Source organism: Rhodoferax sp. RT4P68, assembly GCF_056521305.1.
Genome location: NZ_JBWMBB010000010.1, coordinates 222,207 through 243,409 on the forward strand (window position 1 = coordinate 222,207; position 21,203 = coordinate 243,409).

Annotated in this window: 18 protein-coding genes; 3 read left to right on the top strand and 15 right to left on the bottom strand. The window is 68.5% G+C overall.

Annotation, left to right across the window (positions count from 1 at the left end; genetic code table 11):
• Window positions 1–12: 12 nt before the first annotated feature.
• The 12 genes from AC099J_RS21455 to AC099J_RS21510 form a co-directional block, all read right to left on the bottom strand.
• Complete coding sequence (locus tag AC099J_RS21455; protein ID WP_479617318.1) at window positions 13–984, bottom strand: PDR/VanB family oxidoreductase; 972 nt, start codon at window positions 982–984, stop codon at window positions 13–15.
• Window positions 985–997: 13 nt separating this feature from the next.
• Window positions 998–2,491, bottom strand: a complete 1,494-nt coding sequence (locus AC099J_RS21460) for an indolepyruvate oxidoreductase subunit beta family protein (RefSeq protein ID WP_479617319.1) — start codon at window positions 2,489–2,491, stop codon at window positions 998–1,000.
• Window positions 2,492–2,501: 10 nt separating this feature from the next.
• Complete coding sequence (locus tag AC099J_RS21465; RefSeq protein WP_479617320.1) at window positions 2,502–4,658, bottom strand: thiamine pyrophosphate-dependent enzyme; 2,157 nt, start codon at window positions 4,656–4,658, stop codon at window positions 2,502–2,504.
• A 328-nt stretch (window positions 4,659–4,986) separates the two neighbouring features.
• Window positions 4,987–5,313, bottom strand: coding sequence for an AMP-binding enzyme (locus tag AC099J_RS21470; RefSeq protein WP_479617321.1), 327 nt, complete (start codon window positions 5,311–5,313; stop codon window positions 4,987–4,989).
• A gap of 164 nt (window positions 5,314–5,477) precedes the next feature.
• Entirely contained in the window at window positions 5,478–5,741 is a 264-nt protein-coding gene (locus AC099J_RS21475; RefSeq protein ID WP_479617322.1) for a hypothetical protein, read from the bottom strand.
• Between the two features lie 39 nt (window positions 5,742–5,780).
• On the bottom strand, window positions 5,781–5,963 hold the full coding sequence (locus tag AC099J_RS21480) for a hypothetical protein (protein ID WP_479617323.1): 183 nt from the start codon (window positions 5,961–5,963) through the stop codon (window positions 5,781–5,783).
• A gap of 983 nt (window positions 5,964–6,946) precedes the next feature.
• Window positions 6,947–7,276 carry a Na+/H+ antiporter subunit G gene (locus tag AC099J_RS21485; RefSeq protein WP_479617324.1) on the bottom strand — a complete coding sequence of 110 codons (330 nt, stop codon included), beginning with the start codon at window positions 7,274–7,276 and terminating at the stop codon, window positions 6,947–6,949.
• 10 nt (window positions 7,277–7,286) lie between these two features.
• A complete protein-coding gene (locus AC099J_RS21490) occupies window positions 7,287–7,559 on the bottom strand; it encodes a K+/H+ antiporter subunit F (protein WP_479617325.1) in 273 nt (90 codons plus the stop codon).
• Window positions 7,556–8,092 carry a Na+/H+ antiporter subunit E gene (locus AC099J_RS21495; RefSeq protein ID WP_479617326.1) on the bottom strand — a complete coding sequence of 179 codons (537 nt, stop codon included), beginning with the start codon at window positions 8,090–8,092 and terminating at the stop codon, window positions 7,556–7,558. Before AC099J_RS21495 ends, AC099J_RS21490 begins: the two co-directional genes overlap by 4 nt.
• Window positions 8,089–9,714 (bottom strand): monovalent cation/H+ antiporter subunit D, encoded by a 1,626-nt coding sequence (locus AC099J_RS21500; protein ID WP_479617327.1) that lies wholly within the window; start codon window positions 9,712–9,714, stop codon window positions 8,089–8,091. Before AC099J_RS21500 ends, AC099J_RS21495 begins: the two co-directional genes overlap by 4 nt.
• Window positions 9,711–10,055, bottom strand: a complete 345-nt coding sequence (locus tag AC099J_RS21505) for a Na+/H+ antiporter subunit C (RefSeq protein WP_479617328.1) — start codon at window positions 10,053–10,055, stop codon at window positions 9,711–9,713. Before AC099J_RS21505 ends, AC099J_RS21500 begins: the two co-directional genes overlap by 4 nt.
• A gap of 2 nt (window positions 10,056–10,057) precedes the next feature.
• Entirely contained in the window at window positions 10,058–12,907 is a 2,850-nt protein-coding gene (locus tag AC099J_RS21510; protein ID WP_479617329.1) for a monovalent cation/H+ antiporter subunit A, read from the bottom strand.
• A gap of 290 nt (window positions 12,908–13,197) precedes the next feature.
• On the opposite strand from AC099J_RS21510, the gene AC099J_RS21515 reads away from it, so the two are divergent.
• The 3 genes from AC099J_RS21515 to AC099J_RS21525 are packed head-to-tail and all read left to right on the top strand — an operon-like array spanning window position 13,198 to window position 16,053.
• Window positions 13,198–14,595, top strand: coding sequence for an NfeD family protein (locus AC099J_RS21515; RefSeq protein WP_479617330.1), 1,398 nt, complete (start codon window positions 13,198–13,200; stop codon window positions 14,593–14,595).
• A complete protein-coding gene (gene floA / locus AC099J_RS21520) occupies window positions 14,592–15,572 on the top strand; it encodes a flotillin-like protein FloA (RefSeq protein ID WP_479617331.1) in 981 nt (326 codons plus the stop codon). Before AC099J_RS21515 ends, floA begins: the two co-directional genes overlap by 4 nt.
• Window positions 15,573–15,582: 10 nt before the next feature.
• The gene (locus AC099J_RS21525; RefSeq protein WP_479617332.1) at window positions 15,583–16,053 is read left to right on the top strand and encodes a hypothetical protein; all 471 of its coding nucleotides are present in this window, start codon (window positions 15,583–15,585) and stop codon (window positions 16,051–16,053) included.
• 288 nt (window positions 16,054–16,341) lie between these two features.
• Here AC099J_RS21525 and AC099J_RS21530 read toward each other — a convergent pair whose 3' ends face one another.
• The 3 genes from AC099J_RS21530 to AC099J_RS21540 form a co-directional block, all read right to left on the bottom strand.
• Window positions 16,342–17,967 (bottom strand): Na/Pi cotransporter family protein, encoded by a 1,626-nt coding sequence (locus AC099J_RS21530; RefSeq protein ID WP_479617333.1) that lies wholly within the window; start codon window positions 17,965–17,967, stop codon window positions 16,342–16,344.
• Between the two features lie 218 nt (window positions 17,968–18,185).
• Complete coding sequence (locus tag AC099J_RS21535) at window positions 18,186–20,930, bottom strand: bifunctional acetate--CoA ligase family protein/GNAT family N-acetyltransferase (protein ID WP_479617334.1); 2,745 nt, start codon at window positions 20,928–20,930, stop codon at window positions 18,186–18,188.
• Window positions 20,927–21,067: a hypothetical protein gene (locus AC099J_RS21540; protein ID WP_479617335.1), complete on the bottom strand. Its 141-nt coding sequence runs from the start codon at window positions 21,065–21,067 to the stop codon at window positions 20,927–20,929. Before AC099J_RS21540 ends, AC099J_RS21535 begins: the two co-directional genes overlap by 4 nt.
• Between the last annotated feature and the right edge of the window lie 136 nt (window positions 21,068–21,203).

The following is a 21,203-nucleotide window of genomic DNA, read 5'->3' on the forward strand; positions in this document are numbered from 1 at the left end:
GTTGAAGGCGGGTCAGAGGTCGAGCACCAGGCGCTGGCCCTTGGCGCGCGAGATGCAGATCTGGATCACGTTGCCGGCGGCCTTTTCGCTGGCGCTCAGCACGTAGTCGCGGTGGTCGATGTCGCCCTCGATCACAGGCACAGCGCAGACGCCGCATTCGCCGCGCTTGCAGTCAAATATCGGGTCGCAGCCATGGTCGATCAGGCATTCGAGGATGGTCTGTTCGATCGGCACGGTGTAGCGCTGGCCGCTCTGCGCCAGCACCACTTCGAACGCGTGGTCGCCGGCCTGGGGCACGGGCGCCGTAAACAGCTCAAAACGCACGCGCTCGCTGGGCCAGCCGCGCGCATGGCCAGCGGCGAGGACGGCATCGAGCAGGGGCTGGGGGCCGCAGACGTACAACCGGTCCTCGGGCGCGCAGCCGTCGAGCAGCGCGCCCACGTCCAGCGGCGCGCCGGCCTCTTGGTCCGTGTGCACGCGCAACGCGTCGCCCAGCAGGCCCTGCAGCTCGGGCAGCAAGGCCATGAGCGCACGGCTGCGGCCGGCATAGACCATGCGTACCGGCCGGCCCTGGGCGCGGCAGCGCGCCGCCATGCTGGCCAGCGGGGTGACGCCGATGCCGCCCGCGACCAGCACCACGGAGCCACCGTGCGCGGCCAGCGGGAAGTCGTTGCGCGGTGGCTCAATCGTGATCACGTCGCCCGCCTGGAGCGCGTGCATGAAGCGCGAGCCGCCTCGGCCCGAGTCCTCCAGCCGCACGGCGATGGTGTAGGCCTGCGGCGCGGCGGCACCGGCGTCGGCCGCCGTAGAGAAATCGATGAGCGAGTAGTGGCGCCAGTCGTCGCCCGTACCGATGCGCACACGCACATGGGCACCGGCGTCGAAACTGGGCAGCGGGCCTCCCTGTGCGGGCTGCAGCGCGAAGCGGCGGATCAAGGGGTTCAGCGTGTCGACTTGGGCGACGCGCATGGAGATGGTGGACATGGCGATTCCTTGTTCAGGCGAGAGCGTGGCGGGCCAGCAGGGCCTGCAGCTGCTTGCCGTGTTCGTCGGCCAGAGCCGCCTCGCGCAGGGCGCGTAACGTGGCGGGCGCCAGCGTTGCGCCAGCTGAGCGCACGGCGTGCATCAGCAGCTGGAAGTTGGCCAGGCCGCGGGCATGGGTGTCGCTGTAGCCCTTGACAAGGCGCTGGCATTGGGCCACTTCGACGGCCAGCGCGGGGTGTGCTGCCGCGGTGGTGGCGATCTGTTGCAGCCACTGTTCGATGCGTGCGTTCTCGTGCTGGTAGCGCAGCGAAGCGCGCCGCGCGCCGCGCAAGCGCGCCAGACCCCACAGCAGCAGGTAGCCGCGCAGCGAGCTGGTGGAGACGGTGCGACCTTCGCGTGTGAAGCGCGCCACGAGCCGGTGCACCGCATGCGGCTTGGCCAGCCAGCGGCCCAGGCCGGCCGGCAGGGTGTCGCAGATCTCTTCCAGCCGTGGGTGCATGAACTCGTGGATGGCGATCTGCTGGTCGGCCTGCAGGCCGACCTCGGACTGCACGCGCGCGAAGCGGCTGCCGCGCGTCTTGAGGTCGGCCACGCGCACGGTGTCCTCGTAGCTCATCCACAGCGCCAGGTAGCGTGCGGTTTCGCGCAGCAGCGCGCCGCTGCCGTCGTCGGGCAGGGCCTGCACAACCGTCAGGCGGTCGAGGTAGAACGCGGCATACGCCGGATCCTGGTAGTCGATCAAACGGCGCACACCTTCGATGATGAGCGTATGCGCATCGCGCGGGAAGCCAGCGACGCGGGCCAGCAGCGCAGCCACGGTCGGGTCGCGCGGTGCAGGGGCGGCGACGGTGGCCGGCGCTGGCGCGGTCGGCGCGCCCTCCGTCGCGCGCGCATAGGCCGCGCCAAAGGCCTTCAGGCTGGACTTCACACCCACGCCACCGCGCTCCACCGTGGCCTCGAACTGCGTCCGGCTCCAGGGCAGCACGCCAGTGGCTGCCAGCGCGCCGAACAGCGCGGCGCTGACCACGCTGCCAGCCTCATGGGCCAGCTGCGCCATGTCAAATCCCACGAAGCGCTGGGCCGCCTTGTGCGCGTGGGCCAGCAGCTCGGCGCTGTCGACCCGACCGTCGCCCATGGCGGTCTTCTCAGCGATGGAATAGACACGGTGGGTGGACGCGACCAGCGTGGTGCGGTCGGGTGTGACCAGTCCGCGCTGCACGGCGCGGCCGGCCTCCATGAGTTCGGAGGCCAGCACCACGTCCACGTCGCCGGGCAGCGGCATCAGAGCCAGCACGGGCTGGCCCCCGTCCTGCTGCGCGCGCGCGCCGGGGAACAGCTCAACATAGTAGATGGTGGCGCCAGTGCGCTGGGCTACGCCGGGCACGGACGTGGTCTGGGCGATGTAGCCGTTGAACTCGCCAAGGTCGACCAGCCAGTCGGCCAACACGCCGCCGCCCTCGCCGCCCATGGCGAGGATCGCGATCTTGATAGGGTGTGGAGTGGACATGGAATCGGCGTCAGAAGGCGTAACGCGCACGGCGTTGCTGGTCACGCGCCTGCAGCCGGCCGATCACGGCTTGGCGCAGGCGCTGGCGCAGGCGGTCCCAGCGGGTGGGGTTGCTGACGATCTGCGCGCGGTAGAAGGAAGGGCATAGAACGGCGGCATGTGAGACCTCGCCGCACAGGCCGCAGCCCACGCAGCTGTCCAGCACGGTGGCCACCGGGTCGGTGCGCAGCGGGTCGGGGTTGGGCTTGAGCGACAGCGACGGGCAGCCCGAAAGCCGGATGCACGAGTGGTCGCCGGTGCAGGTATCCGCATCGATGCCGAACCGCTCGCGCACTACGCGCTGGCCGCTGGCGATGGCCTGGCGCACTTTGGGCTTTTCGCGGCGCTGCAGGTTCAGCATGCACTCGCTCTGCGCGATCAAGACTTTGGGGCCTTTGACGGTAGTGGTCAGCGCCTCGCGCAGCATGCTCACCATGGTCTTCAGGTCGTAAGTGCTGCGCACGGTCTTGACCCACTCCACGCCGACGCCGCGCGCAGCCTTTTCGATGGCATGGTTGGTGCTGCGAGTGGGGTTCAGCGCCTTGGACGAAAGGATGTCCTGCCCGCCGGTGGCCGAGGTGTAGCTGTTGTCGACGACGATGGTCAGGTTGTCGCTGCGGTTGAACACTGCGTTGGCGATGCCGCTGGTCAGCCCGTTGTGCCAGAAGCCGCCGTCGCCCATGACCGAGATGGCGCGCTTGCCTGCTGGCACGTTCAGCGCGGCCGCGCCGGCAGAGCCCAGGCCATACCCCATGGTGGTGTTGCCCAGGTTGAAGGGCGGCAAGATGGAGAACAGGTGGCAGCCGATGTCGGCGCTGACGTGGTGCTCGCCCAGCTCGCGCTCCACCAGCTTCATGGCGGTAAAGATCGGCCGCTCGGGGCAGCCGGTGCAAAAGCCCGGCGGGCGGCCATGCACGTTGGCGTCGATGGGCAGGGCCGGCTCGCCCAAGGCCGCCACCAGCGGGATGGTCTTGCGTGCGGGCGTGGCCGACGCGGGCAGCCGATCATAGGTGCGCAGGAAACTGCGCAGGCCTCTGAGCACCGCCGCAGTGGTGTATTCGCCGGCCACGGGCAGCAGATCCTTGCCGTGCAGGCGCGTGTCGACATCGGCCTGGCGCAGCACCGTGGCGATGTTCTGCTCGACGAAGTTGGGCTGGCCCTCCTCCACCAGCAACACGGCGCGCTTGCCAGTGCAAAAGCGCAGCAACTCGGCGTCGACCAGTGGATAGGCCACGTTCATCACATACAGCGGCACCTGCGTGTTGCCGTACGCGTCGGCCAGATCGCACAACTGCAGCGCGCGGACCACGGTGTTGTAGCAGCCGCCCTGCACCACGATGCCGATGTCGTCAGCGCCCTCGGCGAAGAACTCGTTTAGACCGCGCTCTGTGATGAAGCGCAGCGCAGCAGGCCAGCGCTCGTGGACCTTTTCCTGCTCGTGCGCGAAGCTGGCAGGCGGCAGCACGATGCGGCTCACGTCGCGCTGCGGTTGCTCCATGGCCTGCGAGATGGTGTGCGTAGGCCGGCGGTTGTCAGCCGCGATGAACTGACCATGCACATGGCAGGCACGGATGCGCAGCTGCAGCATCACCGGCGTGTGGCTGGCCTCAGACAGGTCGAAGCCGTCTTTCACTGCTTGCACAATGCTGGGCAGGTTGGGCCGCGGGTCGAGCATCCAGATCTGCGATTTCATGGCGAACGCGTGGCTGCGCTCCTGCATGATGGACGAGCCCTCGCCGTAGTCCTCGCCCACGATGATGAGCGCGCCGCCGGTCACGCCACCCGAGGCCAGATTGGCCAACGCATCAGACGCGACATTGGTGCCCACCGTGGCCTTGAACGTGACAGCGCCGCGCAGCGGGTAGTTGACGGATGCGGCAAGCGTGGCGGCAGCCGTGGCCTCGCTTGCGCTGTTTTCGAAGCGGATGCCGTGCTCGGACAGGATGTCCTGCGCATCGGCCAGCACGTCCATCAAGTGCGAGATGGGCGCGCCCTGGTAACCGGCAACGTAATTGACACCGGATTCGAGCAACGCCTTCGTCACGGCCAGGATGCCCTCGCCATGGAACACCTCGCCCGCGCCAAGACGCAGCTTTTTGACTTCTTCAACGAATGAACGCTCGGCCATGGGGGGACCTTGATGATGCCGCAGGAATCGACATTTAGATGATTGTGGATGCATCTTATGCTGATCTGTTTAAAAGTAAACATATCCATAATCATGGTTTTCCCTGTGTTAGCTGCCCGCGTCGTCCGAACAGCTGCTCGCCTCTGCAGCGACAAGCGAGACGTCGAAGCCAAGCTGCGTTGAATTCGATGAACTCGGCCCTGCCCCTTTTGGAAGACATCTGGGCGGCTCAACGGGTGCTCAACGACATGGCACTGGGGCAGCCACCGCAAACCGACGGAAAGACTTCCGCGGCTGCTCAACCTCACCTCGCTTCTTCACGGCCTAGCTAGGCCAACTGCTCGCGCAGCGCGCGCTTGAGCACCTTGCCGTAGCTGTTTTTCGGCAGGCTCTCGACGAACAGGTAGTCCTTGGGGCGCTTGAACCGGGCGATGTGCTGCAGGCAATGCCCGTCGAGGTCTCGCGGTGTCGCGTGCGGCGCCGTGCGCGCGGCGACGAAGGCGACGACCACCTCGCCCCATTCCTGGTCCTCCTGCCCAACCACGCAGACCTCGCCGACCCCGCGATGCAGCAGCAAGGCCTCCTCGACCTCGCGCGGGTAGATGTTCGATCCTCCGCTGATGATGACGTCCTTGGACCGGTCGCGCAGCGTCAAGTAGCCGCGCGCATCGATAGACCCATGTCGCCGGTGTAGAGCCAGCCGCCGCGCAGGGCATCGGCGGTCCCGGCTGGGTTGCGCCAGTAGCCGGCCATCACCGCATGCTGCGGCAGACGATCTCGCCCAACTCGCCGAGCGCCACCGGCCGGCCCCGCCATCGACTACGACCACCTCCACGCCCGTGCGCGCCAGCCCGACCGAGCCCGGACTGAATCGTCGTCCAGCGCGTGATCCTCGCGCCGCAGGCCGGTGATGGTCTTCGGGGTCTCGTCATGGCCATAGCTCTGGGCGAAGAACTGCCCGAAGACCGCCAGCGACTTCTTCATCTCCTCCGGGTACATCGGGCCGCCGCCGTAGACGATGCTGCGCAGGCAGCGCGGGCGGTGGCCAGAGCGCTCGGCTTCGAGCCGCAAGCGCTGCACCATGGTCGGCGCCAGAAAGGCGCCGCAGCCCGGATGCGCGTCTCACAAGGCCAGGAACTCGGCCGGGTCAAAGCCGCCGGAGGCCGGCACTACCTGGCGCGCGCCCCGTGCGAAGTAGGCCGGGATGTACAGCCCCGACCCATGCGACATCGGCGCCGCATGGATCTGGCTGGCATGCTCGTCGATGCGCTCGATGTCCGCGAGGTGGGCGACCGTCTTGGCCACCAGGTTGCGGGGGCGCTTTGCTCTGCTTGTGGCAGGGCCCACGTTCCGGGTCGAGAGCCGCCTCGACGAGCTGGCCGACATCCTGCGCAGCCGTCTTGGCAAGTACCTGTCGGCCCAGGTGGACTGAAGCCCCCGGAGTGTTGACGCCGACAGGAAACTGAGCCTGTCAACAGCTGCCGCATCGCCGGACCGTGGCAGTCTGAACGCCAGCACGCCCGGCCGGCAGCCCGTCAACATGTGTTGATGGACTTGCGGGCGAATCAGGATGGAAGGGGGATGACAGGAACCGCACGTTTCATCGCGGCGCCCTTCCTGGTTTACCCCTCGGTTTACCCCTTGGCCGCCGAAATGGAAAACGGGCTAGCTCCTTGTGAGAGCTAACCCGTTGATTTGATTGGTCGGTGTGAAAGGATTCGAACCTTCGACCCCTTACACCCATACAAATGGTCGAGATTTTCGAATCGGTTCAGTCAGCCGGTTGGTAGCCTTGAGTCGCTTGATCTTGCCTGAACCAAATTGCCTCTAGATCCTGTGTCACGCGCCAGTCAGCAGCGCAATGTACTCTTGGGGGTAAATGGTGGGTCTAGACATCGTGTTCAAATGAAATTCTTGAGCTATCGATCACTTGCAACTCACCTCAAACTTCAGGTTCAGCTGATCGATCCGATCAGGAAAGCGTTGCGAAGGGGCGACAAACCTTTTTATTTCTGGATCGTCCCCAAGTAGGTCCCCTAAGCGCCGCATGGCTACTTGACCGTCAAGCGCAACGCGGCTTACGCTGACTTTTTCGATTCCGGCCCCGGGCACCAGTCAACTGTCGTCGAGTGCAGCCGGGCCCGGTTGCACCGGGGCACCCAACCGATCACCTCGTCTTTCGCCTGGCGTCGCCTCGCGTCACGTCACGCAGCGTTGGCCGTGCAGCCGGCCCCCCCCTTCAGCGACCGGAACAGCCTCTGACTGCAGGCGTGCGGCTCGGTTCAGGTTCACGCGTCAGGCGGCGGCGGCCGCAGTTCAGGCCGCAGCTTCAACGCCAGTTGCACCAGCAGATGGGCCGACACCGGTGCCGTGAGGAACAAAAACAAGGTGATCAGCAACTCGTGAAAACTGGCCTGGCCTGCCACGGCGGCCACCAGCGCCGAGGCCAGCAGCACGCAGCCCACGCCGAGCGTGGTGGCCTTGCTGGGGCCATGCAGCCGTTTCAGGAAGTCCGACAGCCGCGCCAGGCCGATCGAGCCGACCAACGCGAAGGCCGCGCCAATCACCAGCAGCACGGCGGCCAGGGCATCGGCCCAGACGGGAAGGTTGTCGGTCATGGTCGTGCCCTCATTCGGTGATGTCGCCGCGCAGCAGGAACTTGACCACCACCACCGTGCCGAAGAAGCCCAGCAGGCCGATCAGCAGCGCCACCTCGAAGTAGTGCTGGTGGCCGAAATACAGGCCCAGCGTCACCAGCAGCGCCAGCGCGTTGATGTAGAGCGTGTCGAGCGCGAGGATGCGATCGGTCACGTCGGGGCCACGCAGCAGTCGCCAGGCCGCCAGTGCCATCGCCAGCGCCAGCGCACCGATCACCCAGGGCAGTACCGTGGCCAGCATCATCCGAAAATCTCCGCGAGCGGCGCCTCGTAGCGCGCCTTGATGTCGGCGACGATGGCAGCCCCGGTGGCTGCGTCCGGGGCATGCAGCGCATGCACCAGCAGCCAGCGGCGGTCGTCGCTCAGTTCGGCCGAGATCGTGCCCGGCGTCGTGGTGATGATGCCGGCCAGCAGCACGATGGCCAGCGGGTCCTGCAGATCGATGGGCAGCCAGACGAAGCGGGGCTGGATCGCAGCATCGCGGCCGAGCACGCGGCGGGCCACTTCGACATTGCTGCGCACGATGTCCCACAGCACCACACCGATCAGCCGCAGCAGCGCGCGCCAGGAACGCAGCCGCGAATAGGTCGGCCGCAATGGCGCCAGCAGCCAGGGGATACCCAGCGCCAGCATGGCGCCCAGCACCAGTTGCCCCAGCGAGACCGATCCGGCCAGCATCGGCCAGGCGATGAACATCGCGATGCTGGTCGGCGGCGAAGGCAACAGGCGGCGCGAGAGGGTCCTCGGCGTGTCGGAGGGTCGCGAGATGTCTGTCATTTCAGTTCTCCCCGCTCGCGCATCTCGCGGCGCACGTCGATCATGGCCGGCACCGGCTGCGCGTCGAGCACGGCCCGCACGTAACCGTCGGGCGCATAAAGCTGGGCGGCAGTGGCTTGGGTGTAGCGTGCGATGGGGCCCGCCGCCGCCGCACACAGCAGCACGGCGGCCAGCGCGGCCACCGTGGCGCCTTGGGCCAGTCCGGGCCGCAGCACGGTGTCGGTCGCGGCCCGGGGCGCTGCCGCCCGCGCTGCGCTGCCCTGCTCCCAGAACAGCACACCACCGGCGCGCGCCAGCGCCACCATGACCATCAAGCTGGACGCAAGTACCCCGGCCACCACCCAGCCGGCCCACGGCGTGTCGCCGGCGGCCAGCAACAACAAGGCCTTGCCCATGAACGCAGCCAGGGGCGGCACGCCTGCGACTGCCACTGCGGCGATGAAGAATCCGACGCCCAGTGGCGCCCAGGCCGACGGTCGCGCCCCGGGCTGCAACAGGTCGCTGCCACCGCGTGCCACAGCGATGCGGTCGGCCAGCAAAAACCAGGCGGCCGCGACCAGCGTGCTGGGCACCAGATAGAACAGCCCGGCGGCCACGGCCCGCTCGGTGCCCAGGCCGATCGCCAGCAGCAGGGTGCCGGCGGAAGCGACCACGAGGTAGGCCAGCAGCGTGCGCAGCCGCGCCGCCGACAGCGCACCCAGCGCGGCCAGCACCAGCGTGGCCAACGCCAGGCCGGTCAGCAGCGGCGTGCTGCCGGCGACCAGGCCGGCCGGCACGAACAGCGTGGTCACCCGCAGGATCCCGTACACCCCCACCTTGGTCATCACCGCGAACAGTGCCGCCGTCGGCGCGCTCGCGCTCGCGTACGTCTCGGGCAGCCAGAAGTACAGCGGCAGCAATGCCGCCTTGACCGCGAACACCACCAGCAACATCAGCATGGCGGCCTGTGCCAGACGTTGGTTCTCGGCGGCCAGCGCAGGCAGCTTCTGGGCCAGGTCCGCCATGTTGAGCGAGCCGGCCAGCGCGTACAGCAGGCTCACCGCGATGAGAAACAGCGCCGAGCCGGCCAGGTTGAACACCACGTAGTGCACGCTGGCCTTCAGGCGCTCGCGCGTGGCGCCGTGCAGCAGCAGGCCGTAGCTCGCCGCCAGCAGCACCTCGAAGAACACGAAGAGGTTGAACAGGTCGGCCGTCAGGAAGGCGCCGTTCAGGCCCATCAACTGAAACTGGAACAGCGCATGGAAATGCAGTGACGGCGACGCGCCTCGTCGGTCATCCCCGGCCAATGCGTAGAGCAGCGCCATGCAGGCCACCACGGCGGTGACCAGCAGCATCAGCGCGGAGAGCCGGTCCAGCGCCAGTGAAATGCCGTAAGGCGCGGCCCAGTTGCCCAGCAGGTAGGCCTGCACCACGCCCTGGTCGGCCTGCCACACCAGCAGCGCGGCCAGCACCAGCAGGGCCGCCACTGCAGCCGCGGAGACCACGGGCACCCAGCGGGAAGCCACCTTCTCCAGCAGCAGCAGCGCCGAACCGGCGATCAGGGGCAGCACGACGGGCAGCACGATCGCATGCCCGCCCAGCAGCAAGGTCGCCTGCTGCAGCAAGTTGGTGGAAGCACTCAATGCGGCGGCTCCTTGCCGTCGACGTGGTCGGTGCCGGTCTCACCCCGCGCGCGCAGTGCGATGCCCAGCAGCAGCGCCGTCATCGCGAAACTGATGACGATGGCCGTCAGCACCAGCGCCTGCGGCAGCGGATCGGCATGGGTGGCCAGCGTGGCGTCGACGCCCTTCACGACGATGGGCAGGGCATCGGCCTGGACCCGCCCCATCGTGAAGATGAACAGGTTGACCGCGTAGCTGAGCAAGGTGAGCCCGAGGATGGTGTCGAAGCTGCGCGCACGCAGCATCAGCCAGGTGCCGCAGCCGGCCAGGGTTCCGATGAAGAGGGTGAGGAGCAGCAGCATGGTCAGTCGATCGGTGGCGGCGCCACGTTGTGCGTGAGCCGCGCGATGGCCAGCAGCATCACCATCGTCGCGCCGACGACGACCAGGTAGACGCCCAGGTCGAAGGCCGCGGCGCTGGCCAGCGGCACGCCACCGATGCCGGGCAACCACGGGTAGTCGTAGGTGGTGGTCAGAAACGGTGCACCGAACAGCCAGCTGGCCACGCCAGTCAGCGCAGCCAGCGCCAGGCCCCAGCCGATCCAGCCCCGGAAGTCGCCGCCCAGCAGCGGGCTGCGCTCACGCGTCCAGACCTGGCCGTGCGACACCTGCATCAGCATGAGGCCGATGGCCAGCACCAGGCCGGCAATGAAGCCGCCCCCGGGCAGGTTGTGCCCACGCAGGTAGAGGTGCACCGAGATCAGCACCACGAAAGGCATCAACAAGCGCACCACGCGCTGCAGCATCAAGGGATGCGCCTGCCCGACCGGCGGCGGGCCCGATGGCCCGGCCGGTGGCACCCAGCCCGCCAGCAGCGCGTGCATGGTGAGCGCGGCGATGACCAGCACCGTGATCTCGCCCAGGGTGTCGAAGCCCCGGTAGTCGACGATGATGACGTTGACCGCGTTGGTGCCCCCGCCCAGGGGCAGCGTGGTGGCGTAGAAGTAGTCGCTGATGCTTTGGCCCGGCCGCGTGAGCACCATCCACACCAGCGCCGCCACGCCCAGGCCCACCGCCAGCGCCACCAGCGCATCGCGCACCGCACGCCACTGCCCCTGGCGCGGCACCGGGCTCTCTGCGGGCAGCCACTTGAGTGCCAGCATCAACAGCACCACGCTGGCCACTTCGACCAGCAACTGCGTCAGCGCCAGATCGGGCGCCGACAGGCCGACGAACACCAGGCAGACCACCAGCCCGGCACCGCCCATGAGCAGCACGGCGATGAGCCGGCGGCGGTGCAGCAGGGCTGTGCCCAGTGCTGCGCCGCAGCCCAGCACGCCGAGCAGCAGCGACAGCGCATCCAGATCCTGCAGGTGCAGCGGTGCCGGCGCGGCCGATGGGCCCCAGGCCAGCACGAACGGCGCCGCGCCTGCGGCCAGCGCCATCAGCACCAGCAGCAGCAGGTAGCTTTGCAGGCGCCCGTTCTGTAGCCTGCCGACCACCGCGTCGGCGGCGGCCTCACCAGCGGACTGCAGCGCGTCGAACAGTTCGCGGCCACCGGCCACGATCCACCCTGGCAGTCGCGTCACTTCATGCAGGTTCACGCGGCGCATCAGCGCGGTGTAGAGCACCACGCCCGCCACCACGGCGATCGCGCTCATCAGCAACGCGCCATTGAACCCGTGCCAGATGGCCAGTTCGTAGACCGGCAATGCCGCCCCGGGCGCGCCGTACAGCGCCGCCTGGGCGGCCACGGCCAGCAGCGGCCCGGCCACCAGCGCCGGGGCCAGCCCCACAGCCAGGCACAGCAGCACCAGCAGCATCACCGGCAGGCGCATGAAAAAGGGTGCCTCGTGCGGCGTCTTGGGCAGGTCCACCGGCTCGCCGTTGAAGAAGGTGTCGTGCACGAAGCGCAGCGAATAGGCCACGCTCAAGGCCCCGGCCAGCGTGGCGCCGGCCGGCAGCAGCCAATCCATCATCGCGCCCGACTGCTTGTTCAGCGCCTCGGCGAAGAACATCTCTTTGCTGAGGAAGCCGTTGAACAGCGGCACCCCTGCCATGCTCAGCGCCGCCACGATGCCCAGCGTGGCGGTGAAAGGCATCAGCCGCATGAGGCCGTTGATGCGCCGCATGTCACGCGTGCCGCACTCGTGGTCGATGATGCCGGCGCTCATGAACAGCCCGGCCTTGAAGGTGGCGTGGTTCATGATGTGGAAGACCCCGGCCACCACCGCCAGCGGCTCGGACAGCCCGAACAACAGCGTGATCAGGCCCAGGTGACTGATGGTGCTGTAAGCCAGCAGGCCCTTCAGGTCGTGCTGGAAGATCGCGATGTAGGCCCCCAGCAGCATGGTCGTGAGGCCCACGCTGGTGACGATCCAGAACCAGGGCTCGCTGCCACCGAGCGCGGGGTACAGCCGCGCCAGCAGGAACACACCGCACTTGACCATGGTGGCCGAGTGCAGGTAGGCCGACACCGGCGTGGGCGCAGCCATCGCATGCGGCAACCAGAAGTGGAAGGGAAACTGCGCGCTCTTGGTGAAGGCCCCCAGCAGCACCAGCACCAGGGCCACCTCGTACAGTGGATGGGCGCGGATCGCATCGCCCGAGGCCAGCACCACGTCGAGCGAGAAGCTGCCGGCAATGTCGCCCAGCAGCAGCGCACCGGCCAGCAGGCACAGGCCACCGGCGCCCGTGATTGCCAGCGCCATGCGGGCCCCTTCGCGCGCATCGCGGCCCACGTCGTCGCGGCCGTGCCAGTAGCCGATAAGCAGGAAGCTTGCCAGACTGGTGAGCTCCCAGAACAGCACCAGCAGCACGAGGTTGTCGGCCAGCACCACGCCCAGCATCGCGCCCATGAACATCAGCAGGAACACGAAGAAGCGGCGGCTGGGGCTGTGGGGATCGTCCGGGTCCAGGTACCAGGCGGCGTAGAGCACGATCAGCGCGCCAATGCCGCCGATCAGCAGCACGAACAGCCAGGCCAGCCCGTCCATGCGGAAGCCCAGATTCAGGCCGAGCGCCGGCAGCCACTGCACGCTGGCGCGCAGCACCTGGCCATCGAAGACGGCAGGGGCCGCCAGCAGCAGTAACCCCGTCACGACCAGCGCCACCGCGCCGGCCACCAGGGCATGCATACGACGGGCGCCAACGGGCAACATGCCGACCACGGCGGCACCAAGCCATGGCAGCAAAGCGATCGTGAACAGACTCATCGGCTCAATGTACTTTTCCGGGAACCGGACGGCGAATTCTCTTCACCAGGTCGAACCCGGCAGCGGGACAACAAAGCCCTTCGTGACGCGCCAGAACGTCCGCAATGCTTGACGACGAAACCAAAAAAACACCCCCACAAGATTGTCCAGGATCGACCAATTGCCCCGCGACGGAACAGGCCATCGCACAGCGCAATATACGAACCGCTGGGCCAGCCCTACTGTGTAGCGCTGCGTGTCCTCTATCCGGCATTTTCTGGACTTGGCACGCGAGCGACATAGGGGGCGACATGTCTGTTCGAATGGTTCGCCTGCTGGCGGCGTGGGTATTGCTCGCCTGCGGCGTGCTGGCCCATTTCGCCTCGGCGCAACCGCAGAGTGCTCGGCCATTGGTCTACGTGGTCGCCATCGACGGTGTGATCGATCTCGGCCAGGCGCCCTTCGTGCGGCGCGTGCTGGGTGAAGCCAAGGAGGCCGGCGCGGCGGCTGTGGTGTTCGAGATCGAGACCTTCGGCGGGCGCGTCGATGGCGCGGTGCAGATCCGCGACGCGCTGCTCGGCTCGCCGCTGCACACGGTGGCGTTCGTGAACAAGCGCGCCATCTCGGCGGGCGCCCTGATCGCCCTGTCCGCCCAGACCCTGGTCATGGCGCCCGGCAGCACCATCGGCGCGGCAGCGCCGGTACTGGGCGGGTCCCCGGGCGCTGAAGCCAAGCCCGCCGACGAGAAAACGGTGTCCTACGTGCGCAAGGAGTTTCGTGCCACGGCCGAGGCGCGCAAGCGGCCGCTGTTGCTGGCCGAGGCCATGGTCGACGCCGATGTGGCCGTGCCGGGCGTGGTCGAGAAGGGCAAGTTGCTGACGCTTACCACCGAGGAGGCACTAAAGCACAAGGTGGCGGACACGCGCGCGGATTCACTGGAGGGCGTGCTCGCCCACCTGGGCCTGGCGGGTGCAGAAGTGCGCAATGCTTCGCCGCACTGGGCCGAGCAACTGGTCCGCTTCCTGACGCATCCCGTGGTCAGCTCGCTGCTGATCAGCGTGGGCATGCTGGGCATTTTCGTGGAGCTGCGCACGCCGGGCCTGGGTCTGGCCGGCGCCCTGGGCGTGGCCAGCTTGGCGCTGTTCTTCTGGGGCCACTGGCTGGTGCAGCTCGCAGGATGGGAGGAGATGCTGCTGGTTGCAGCGGGCATCGCACTGCTGGTGGCGGAGCTGTTCTTCATCCCCGGCTTCGGCATCGCGGGCGCACTGGGGCTCGCTGCCCTGGTGGGCGCGCTGGTCATGGCGATGACGGGCGCCGGTGACACGGCCACGGTGGTGGTTGCTGCAGTGTGGCGCGTGGTCATCGCGCTGCTGGTGACCCTGGTGGCCGGTCTGGTGCTGCTGCGCTTCCTGCCGCGGTTGCCCCTCTCGCGCCGGCTGGTGCTCGACACCCACCTGGGCTCCGGCCCGGCCCATGGCTCCGCGCCCCCATCGGACCAGCGTTGGCTGGGGCAACACGGTCGAGCCGCATCCACGTTGCGCCCCGCCGGCATCGCCGATTTCGGGGGCGAACGTGTGGACGTGGTCTCCGACGGCGAGCTCATCGAGCCCGACACGCCCATCGAGGTGGTGCACGTGGACGGCAACCGGATCGTCGTGCGCCGCCGCGCGCACGGTGTCATGCAGACGAACACAAAGGAAACGACATGAATGAAATGATCGCCGGACTTGCCGGCAGCGTGGGCCTGCTGGTGCTGGTGGTGGCGATATTGGCCACGGTGCTGTACCTGGTGCCGATTCCGCTGTGGATCGCCGCCTGGGCCTCGGGCGCGTACGTGGGCTTGTTCACGCTGGTCGCGATGCGTTTGCGCCGCGTACCGCCCACCACCATCGTGACCGGGCGCATCAGTGCGGCGAAGGCGGGCATCGACCTGTCCGTCAACGACCTGGAGGCGCACTTTCTCGCGGGCGGCAATGTCACACGGGTGGTCAACGCGATGATCTCGGCCGACAAGGCCAACATTCCGCTGAGCTTCCAGCGCGCCGCGGCCATCGACCTGGCCGGGCGCAATGTGCTGGAGGCGGTGCAGATGTCGGTGCTGCCCAAGGTGATCGAGACACCGCGCATTGCGGCCGTGGCCAAGGACGGCATCCAGCTCATCGCCGTCTCGCGCGTGACGGTGCGCACCAACATCGAACGCCTGGTCGGCGGTGCGGGTGAAGAAACCATCATGGCGCGTGTGGGCGAGGGCATGGTCAGCACCATCGGCTCGGCCACCAGCCACAAGGACGTGCTGGAGAACCCGGACCACATCTCCAAGCACATCCTGGCCAAGGGGTTGGACGCGGGCACGGCCTACGAGATTCTGTCCATCGACATCGCCGACGTGGACGTGGGCGAGAACATCGGCGCCAAGCTACAGATCGACCAGGCCAACGCCGACAAGCAGATCGCCCAGGCCAAGGCCGAGGAGCGCCGCGCCATGGCCGTGGCGCTGGAGCAGGAGATGCGGGCCCGCGTGGTCGAGGCCGAGGCCGAGGTGCCGCGCGCCATGGCCGAAGCCTTCCGCCAGGGCAACCTGGGCATCATGGACTACTACCGCATGCAGAACATGCAGGCCGACACGGCCATGCGCGAGGAGATTGCCAGCACCGACGACGCGCCCACCAGCGGGCGCAAGGGCTGAGGGGCAGGTCATGGGTGGCAGCACATTGGAGTTGATCTTCCTGGCGGTCTTCGTGCTGGCAACGCTGTTCCAGTTCGTGCGCAACTACCTGCGCAGGAAGGCGGCCGAGGCGCAGAACGCGCAAACCCCCCAGAACACGCAGGCGGGCGCCACGGCATCGCCTGCTGCCGAAGCGCTGTCCACGTCATGGGGGCGGACCGTGGAGGAGGCCGCAGTGCTGGTCAGCCCGCCAGTGCCGCAACCGCCCCAACAGGCGCGCCCACAGGAGCGGGCACGCCCGACGGCAGCACCTTCGCAGCCGGGTGCGTCCAACGCACCCCGTGCTCTGTACGCGGAACACACCCCTTACCCAACGCGCCGTGCGCGCCGCTTCTCGCGCGTCGCGCTGATGGGCGACCGCCGCGCAGTGCAGGATGCCGTTGTCATCGCCGCCATCCTGCGTCCCTGCCATGCCCACAAGCCGTACGGCGTGGACGGCTGACCAGAAGCTGCCGAACGCCGGGGCTCGCGCCACCAGGGCCACCAGCTTCAGGACCGTTGAGGGACCTCGCAATCGGCATGCGGGGCCTGAACCGGCTGAGCGAACGTGTTGGCGCGCATCGCGGCGGCCCGCAAGCTCACCGCATTCGAACTGCGCTCCTTGCCCTTCGGCACCCGACTGCGCAAAGGCGTGGCCGGGTTGCTGTCGCCGTACCTGTGAGTTCAGCGAGTCGCTGCTGCAGCCTGAGAGCAGCCAACGACGTTTCCGGTGGCACGCCACCGGCCGGTGTCAGGATCGGTCCTGCGGCAGCGGGTGCATGCGCGTCTTGAGCGCCTTGTGCGCCTTGTGCGCCTGCTGCATCGCACGGCGAAGTGCGCTGTAGCGACCCAGCATGGCCTCCATCTCGACCAGGGGCAACCGGCCGGCGGCGCCGGCTGCGAGGACTGCGGCCTTGAGCGCTTCGTAGGCCTGTTCTAGGTCGGCCATGCCGGCAGTGTCGGGCTTCGTTGCCGATGGCCCGGACGGACCCGCCGGTCCTGTTGCGTCGAAGCTGGCCAGGAGCGCGGCAATGTGCGCCACGAACTCTGCATGCCGGGCGGTTGCAACAGGGTCGGCAAGCGGCACCGACAGGGGCGACGCAGCGATGGCCAGTTCGAGGCACGTCTCGTGGTAGCGCTGGATGCGCAGCACCTCGGCCAGCCTTTCGCTGGCCCGTTGTGGCATGGCTGCGCGGTTCATGCGCTCGACAAACGCGTCAGCTGCCGCGCCCAATGCGCCGGCCACCGAACGGTCACGGGCCAAGGCCACGGGACCGGCGCCAGCCAGCACCGATCGCAGGGCCCGCACAGCGATGTGGCCGATGCGTTCCACCTCCAGCACCAGCGCATCGACGGCCAATGCCGGCACGGCCAGCACGTTGTCGTCCAGATGCTGCGGCTGCGCTTCGTCTTCTTCGGCGGCACGGAAGCGCCGTTGCAGCCATTGCGTGAGGCGGGCCGCCAGCGGCCACATCAACAATACGCCCAGTAGGTTGAAGGTGGTGTGGAACAGCGCCAGCTTGGCCGCGGGATCGGACGGCAGGCCGAGCGCCTCGCGCGCGGTGCCAAGAGCGCCGATCAGCCACGGCAGCAGAAGCAGGGCCACCGCGCCGGTAACGACGTTGAATGCCACATGCGCCATCGCTGCCCGGCGTGCGTTGGGCGTGGCACCGATGGCGGCCAGCAGCGCCGTCACCGTGGTGCCGATGTTGGCACCGATGACCACGGCCGCCGCGCCCTGCACATCGAGCAACCCGCCTTGTGCCGCCGTCAGCGCCATGGTCATCGACGCACTGGACGACTGCATCAGCACCGTCATTAGCGCCCCGATGCCCAGTTGCGCCAGCACCGTGAGCACACCGTCTCCCTGCGGAAGGCTGATCCGGCCCGCCAGACCGACGAAGGATTGCTGCAGCGTGGCGATGCCCAGGAACAGCAGGCCGAAGCCCGCCAGCGCGCTGCCGAATGCGCCGCGGCGCTGTTGCTCGCCGCCCAGGCGCATCAGCACACCGACGCCGATGAGCGGCAGTGCCAGCGCCTCCACCTTGAACTTGAGGCCCACCAGCGCAACGATCCAGCCGGTCATCGTCGTGCCAACGTTGGCGCCGAACAGGACCCACAAGGCCGGCGCCAGGCCGAGCAGCCCCGCATTGACAAAGCCGATGGTGGCCACGGTGACGGCACTGGACGACTGCACCAGCGCGGTCATCAGCGTACCGGAGGCGAGCGCCTGCCAGCGGGTACGGGTGGCGGCACTCAGGATGCGTTGCAAGGCGGGGCCCGCAGCCAGCTTGAGTCCATCGGTCATCATGCCCATGCCGAGCAGGAACAGCCCGATGCCGCCCGCCAGCAAGGAGATCGCGCCCAGGCTGTTCATCGAGAGGAGTGGCAGGCCATGGCTGCGCTTATACGAGACGTTGAGCAGGTCGCTGCGAAGCAGCTACCAATTGTCATGCGGAGCGCACCCACGCGTAACGCCGCCGGCTGACTGCACTTCGGGCAGGGTGGTCCATGTGATGGGCCTACCGCAAGCGCAGCAGCCGGCCACAACTGTTTCTCGGATATGCCATGTCCCTGCCGAGGCCTGCCAGCGACTCAGCCATCGGCTCGCGCCACCGCGTTCATGGCAGCCGCACTGCCGCCGCCGATCTCCGCGATACGCCCCAGCGGGAGCTCGATCTCCTGGACCCCGTCGATCGCCGGGTGCGGGCCGGGCACGAATCCCAGCGCACGCGCCAGCGCCAGCATGCGGTGGTTCTGCGTCAGCACGCTGGCGACCAGGCGCTGCGTGCCCTGCGCGCGCAGCGTGTCGATGAGTTTGCGCATCAGCAGCGCGCCCAGACCCGTGCCGTGGAGATCGGACCGCACGACGATGCCGAACTCGGCGTCGATGTTGTCCGGGTCGGCCAGGGCGCGCACGACCCCGAGTGTTTCCTCGCTGCCGTCGGATGCCTGCGCGACCGCCACCAGCGCCATCTCGCGCGCATAGTCGATCTGCGTCATGCGGGCCAGCTCGCTGCGCTCGATGCTGCGCCGGCTGTGGAACACGCGCATGCGCACGTCCTCGGGCGTCAGGCGCTCCAGAAAGGCCAGGTGCCGGGCCTCGTCGTCCGGGCGGATCGGCCGCAGCGTGAGCGCGCGGCCCTGCCACGTGGTCTGCTCGACCAGGTGCGCGGGGTAGGGGCGGATGGCGAAATTGCGCGCACCGGCGGGCGCATCGGCGCTGACGCGGATGCGCGCGTCCAGCGCGATGGCACCCTTGTCGCTGAGCAGCAGCGGGTTGATGTCCAGCTCGGCGATCTCGGCAACCTCCGCCAGCAGGTCCGACACGGCCACCAGCACGCGGTGCAGCGCGTCCTGATCGGCGGCCGGTGTATTGCGGTAGCCGCCCAGCAGCCGGGCCACGCGGGTCTGCTGCACCAGCGCCCTGGCCAGCGCGGTGTTGAGCGGCGGCAGGGCCACGGCGCGGTCGGCCACCACTTCGACCGAGGTGCCGCCGTGGCCGAACAGGATGATGGGGCCGAACACGTTGTCGATGCTGGCGCCGACGATCAGCTCGTGCGCATGCGGGTGCTGCACCATCTGCTGCACGGCAAAGCCCTGGATGCGTGCCGTCGGCAATGCCTGACGCACGCGCGCCAGCATCGCCTGCACGGTGACGCGCACCTGCGTGGCGGAGTCCAGGTTCAACGCCACGCCGCCCACATCGGACTTGTGCGAGATATCGTCCGAGAGGATCTTCAACGCCACCGGGAAGCCGATGGCCTCGGCCGCGGTGACCGCCTCGTCGGCCTGGGTGCCGACACTGCGCGTGGCCACCACCGGGATGCCGTAGGCACCCAGCACGGTTTTGGCCTCGGGCTCGCTGAGCATGTCGCGGCCGTCGGCCAGCACCTGGGCGACCAAGGCGCGCACCACGGCCAGCCGGTCGGCTGTGCCGGTGCTGGTGAAGGTCTGCGCAGCGCTTGCGCTGGCGGGCGCCTCCAGCAGCTGCGCCTGGTTGTGGCGGTAGGCCTGCAGCATGGCAAAGCCGCTGACCGCTTCCTCCGGTGTGGCAAAGCTCGCGATGCCGGCGTGCCGGAAGATGCTGCGCGCCTCGGCCACGGCCGATTCGCCCAGCCAACAGGCCAGCAGGCGCGGTGTGGGCTGCGCGGCCAGTGGCACCATCGCCTCGGCAATGGCCGCGCTGGGCACGATGGCCGACGGCGCATGGATGAACAGCACCGCGCCGACCTGCGGATCCTCGTACAGGGCCTGCAGCGCCTGCACGTAGCGCGTCACCGGCGCATCGCCGATGATGTCCACCGGGTTGGCATGCGACCAGTTGGCGGGCAGTACGGCATCGAGCCGCTGCAGCGTGGCCGGGGCCAGCTCCAGCAGCGGCACGCCGGCATGCGCCGCTGCGTCGGCCGCCAACACGCCGGCGCCACCGCCGTTGGTCAGGACGGTCAGCTGTTCGCTACGGTTGCCCCCGAAACGCGTGAGCGTCTCGGCCGCCAGGAAGAGCTGCTGCAGCGTGTCCACGCGCAGCATGCCGGCACGCGCGATGGCTGCCGCATACACCAGGTCAGAGCCCGCCATCGCACCGGTGTGCGATGCCGCGGCCAGCTGGCCCTTGGCCGAGCGGCCGGCCTTGACCACGATGACGGGCTTGTTGCGCGCCGCGGCCCGTGCGGCCGACATGAACTTGCGCGGCGACTCGACCGACTCGATGTACAGCAGGATGGCGCGGGTGCGCGGATCGTTGGCCAGGTAGTCGAGCATGTCGCCGAAGTCCACGTCCGCATGCTCGCCCAGCGAGACGAACTGCGAGAAGCCGATGAGCCGTGCGCGGGCCCAGTCCAGCATGGCAGTGACCAGCGCGCCCGATTGCGAGACGAAGGCGATCTGACCGGGTGCGGCGTCGGTATGGGCGAAGCTGGCGTTGAGCCCGATGTGCGGCGCCATCAGGCCGATGCAGTTGGGCCCCAGGATGCGCACCGTGTGGGGGCGCGCCGCGTCCAGCATGGCCTGCTTCTGCGCGGCGCTCAGGCCGGCCGTGATCACCACCGCGGCGCGGGTGCCCAGCGCGCCCAGCTCGGCAATCAGCCCTGCCACCGTGGCCGGCGGCGTGCAGACCACGGCCAGTTCGGGCACGCTGGGCAGGTCGGCAGCGCGCGCGAACACCGGGCGGTCGTCGAGCTGGCGGTGCTTGGGATTGACGGCGTACAGGGGGCCCTTGAAGCCGCCGTGGCGCAGGTTCAGCCACACCGTGGCGCCCACACTGCCAGGGCGCGGTGAGGCACCGAAGACCGCCACCGAAGACGGGTTGAACAGCTGGTCCAGGTTTCGGATGGTCATGGTGTGGGCGCGCTCCAGCGCCGGTCGCCGATCTCGGGCAGGTCTTGGTCGTCTGCGCCGCCGATGGGCAGGTGGCCGGCGGCACGCCAGTGGGCATCCATCGGGTGGCGCAGGTCGGGGGACAGCGTAGGGGTCATGTGGAGCCTCTGGTGGTGGAGAAATCGCCATGGCTGCTGACTGGGAACGGTTGTATTCCAACCGCGGCTGGGGGTCTGTGCGGTGGCTTACGTGCAGGGCCGTTGCCGTAGCCTGCGTGCTGTCGACGGCAATGTA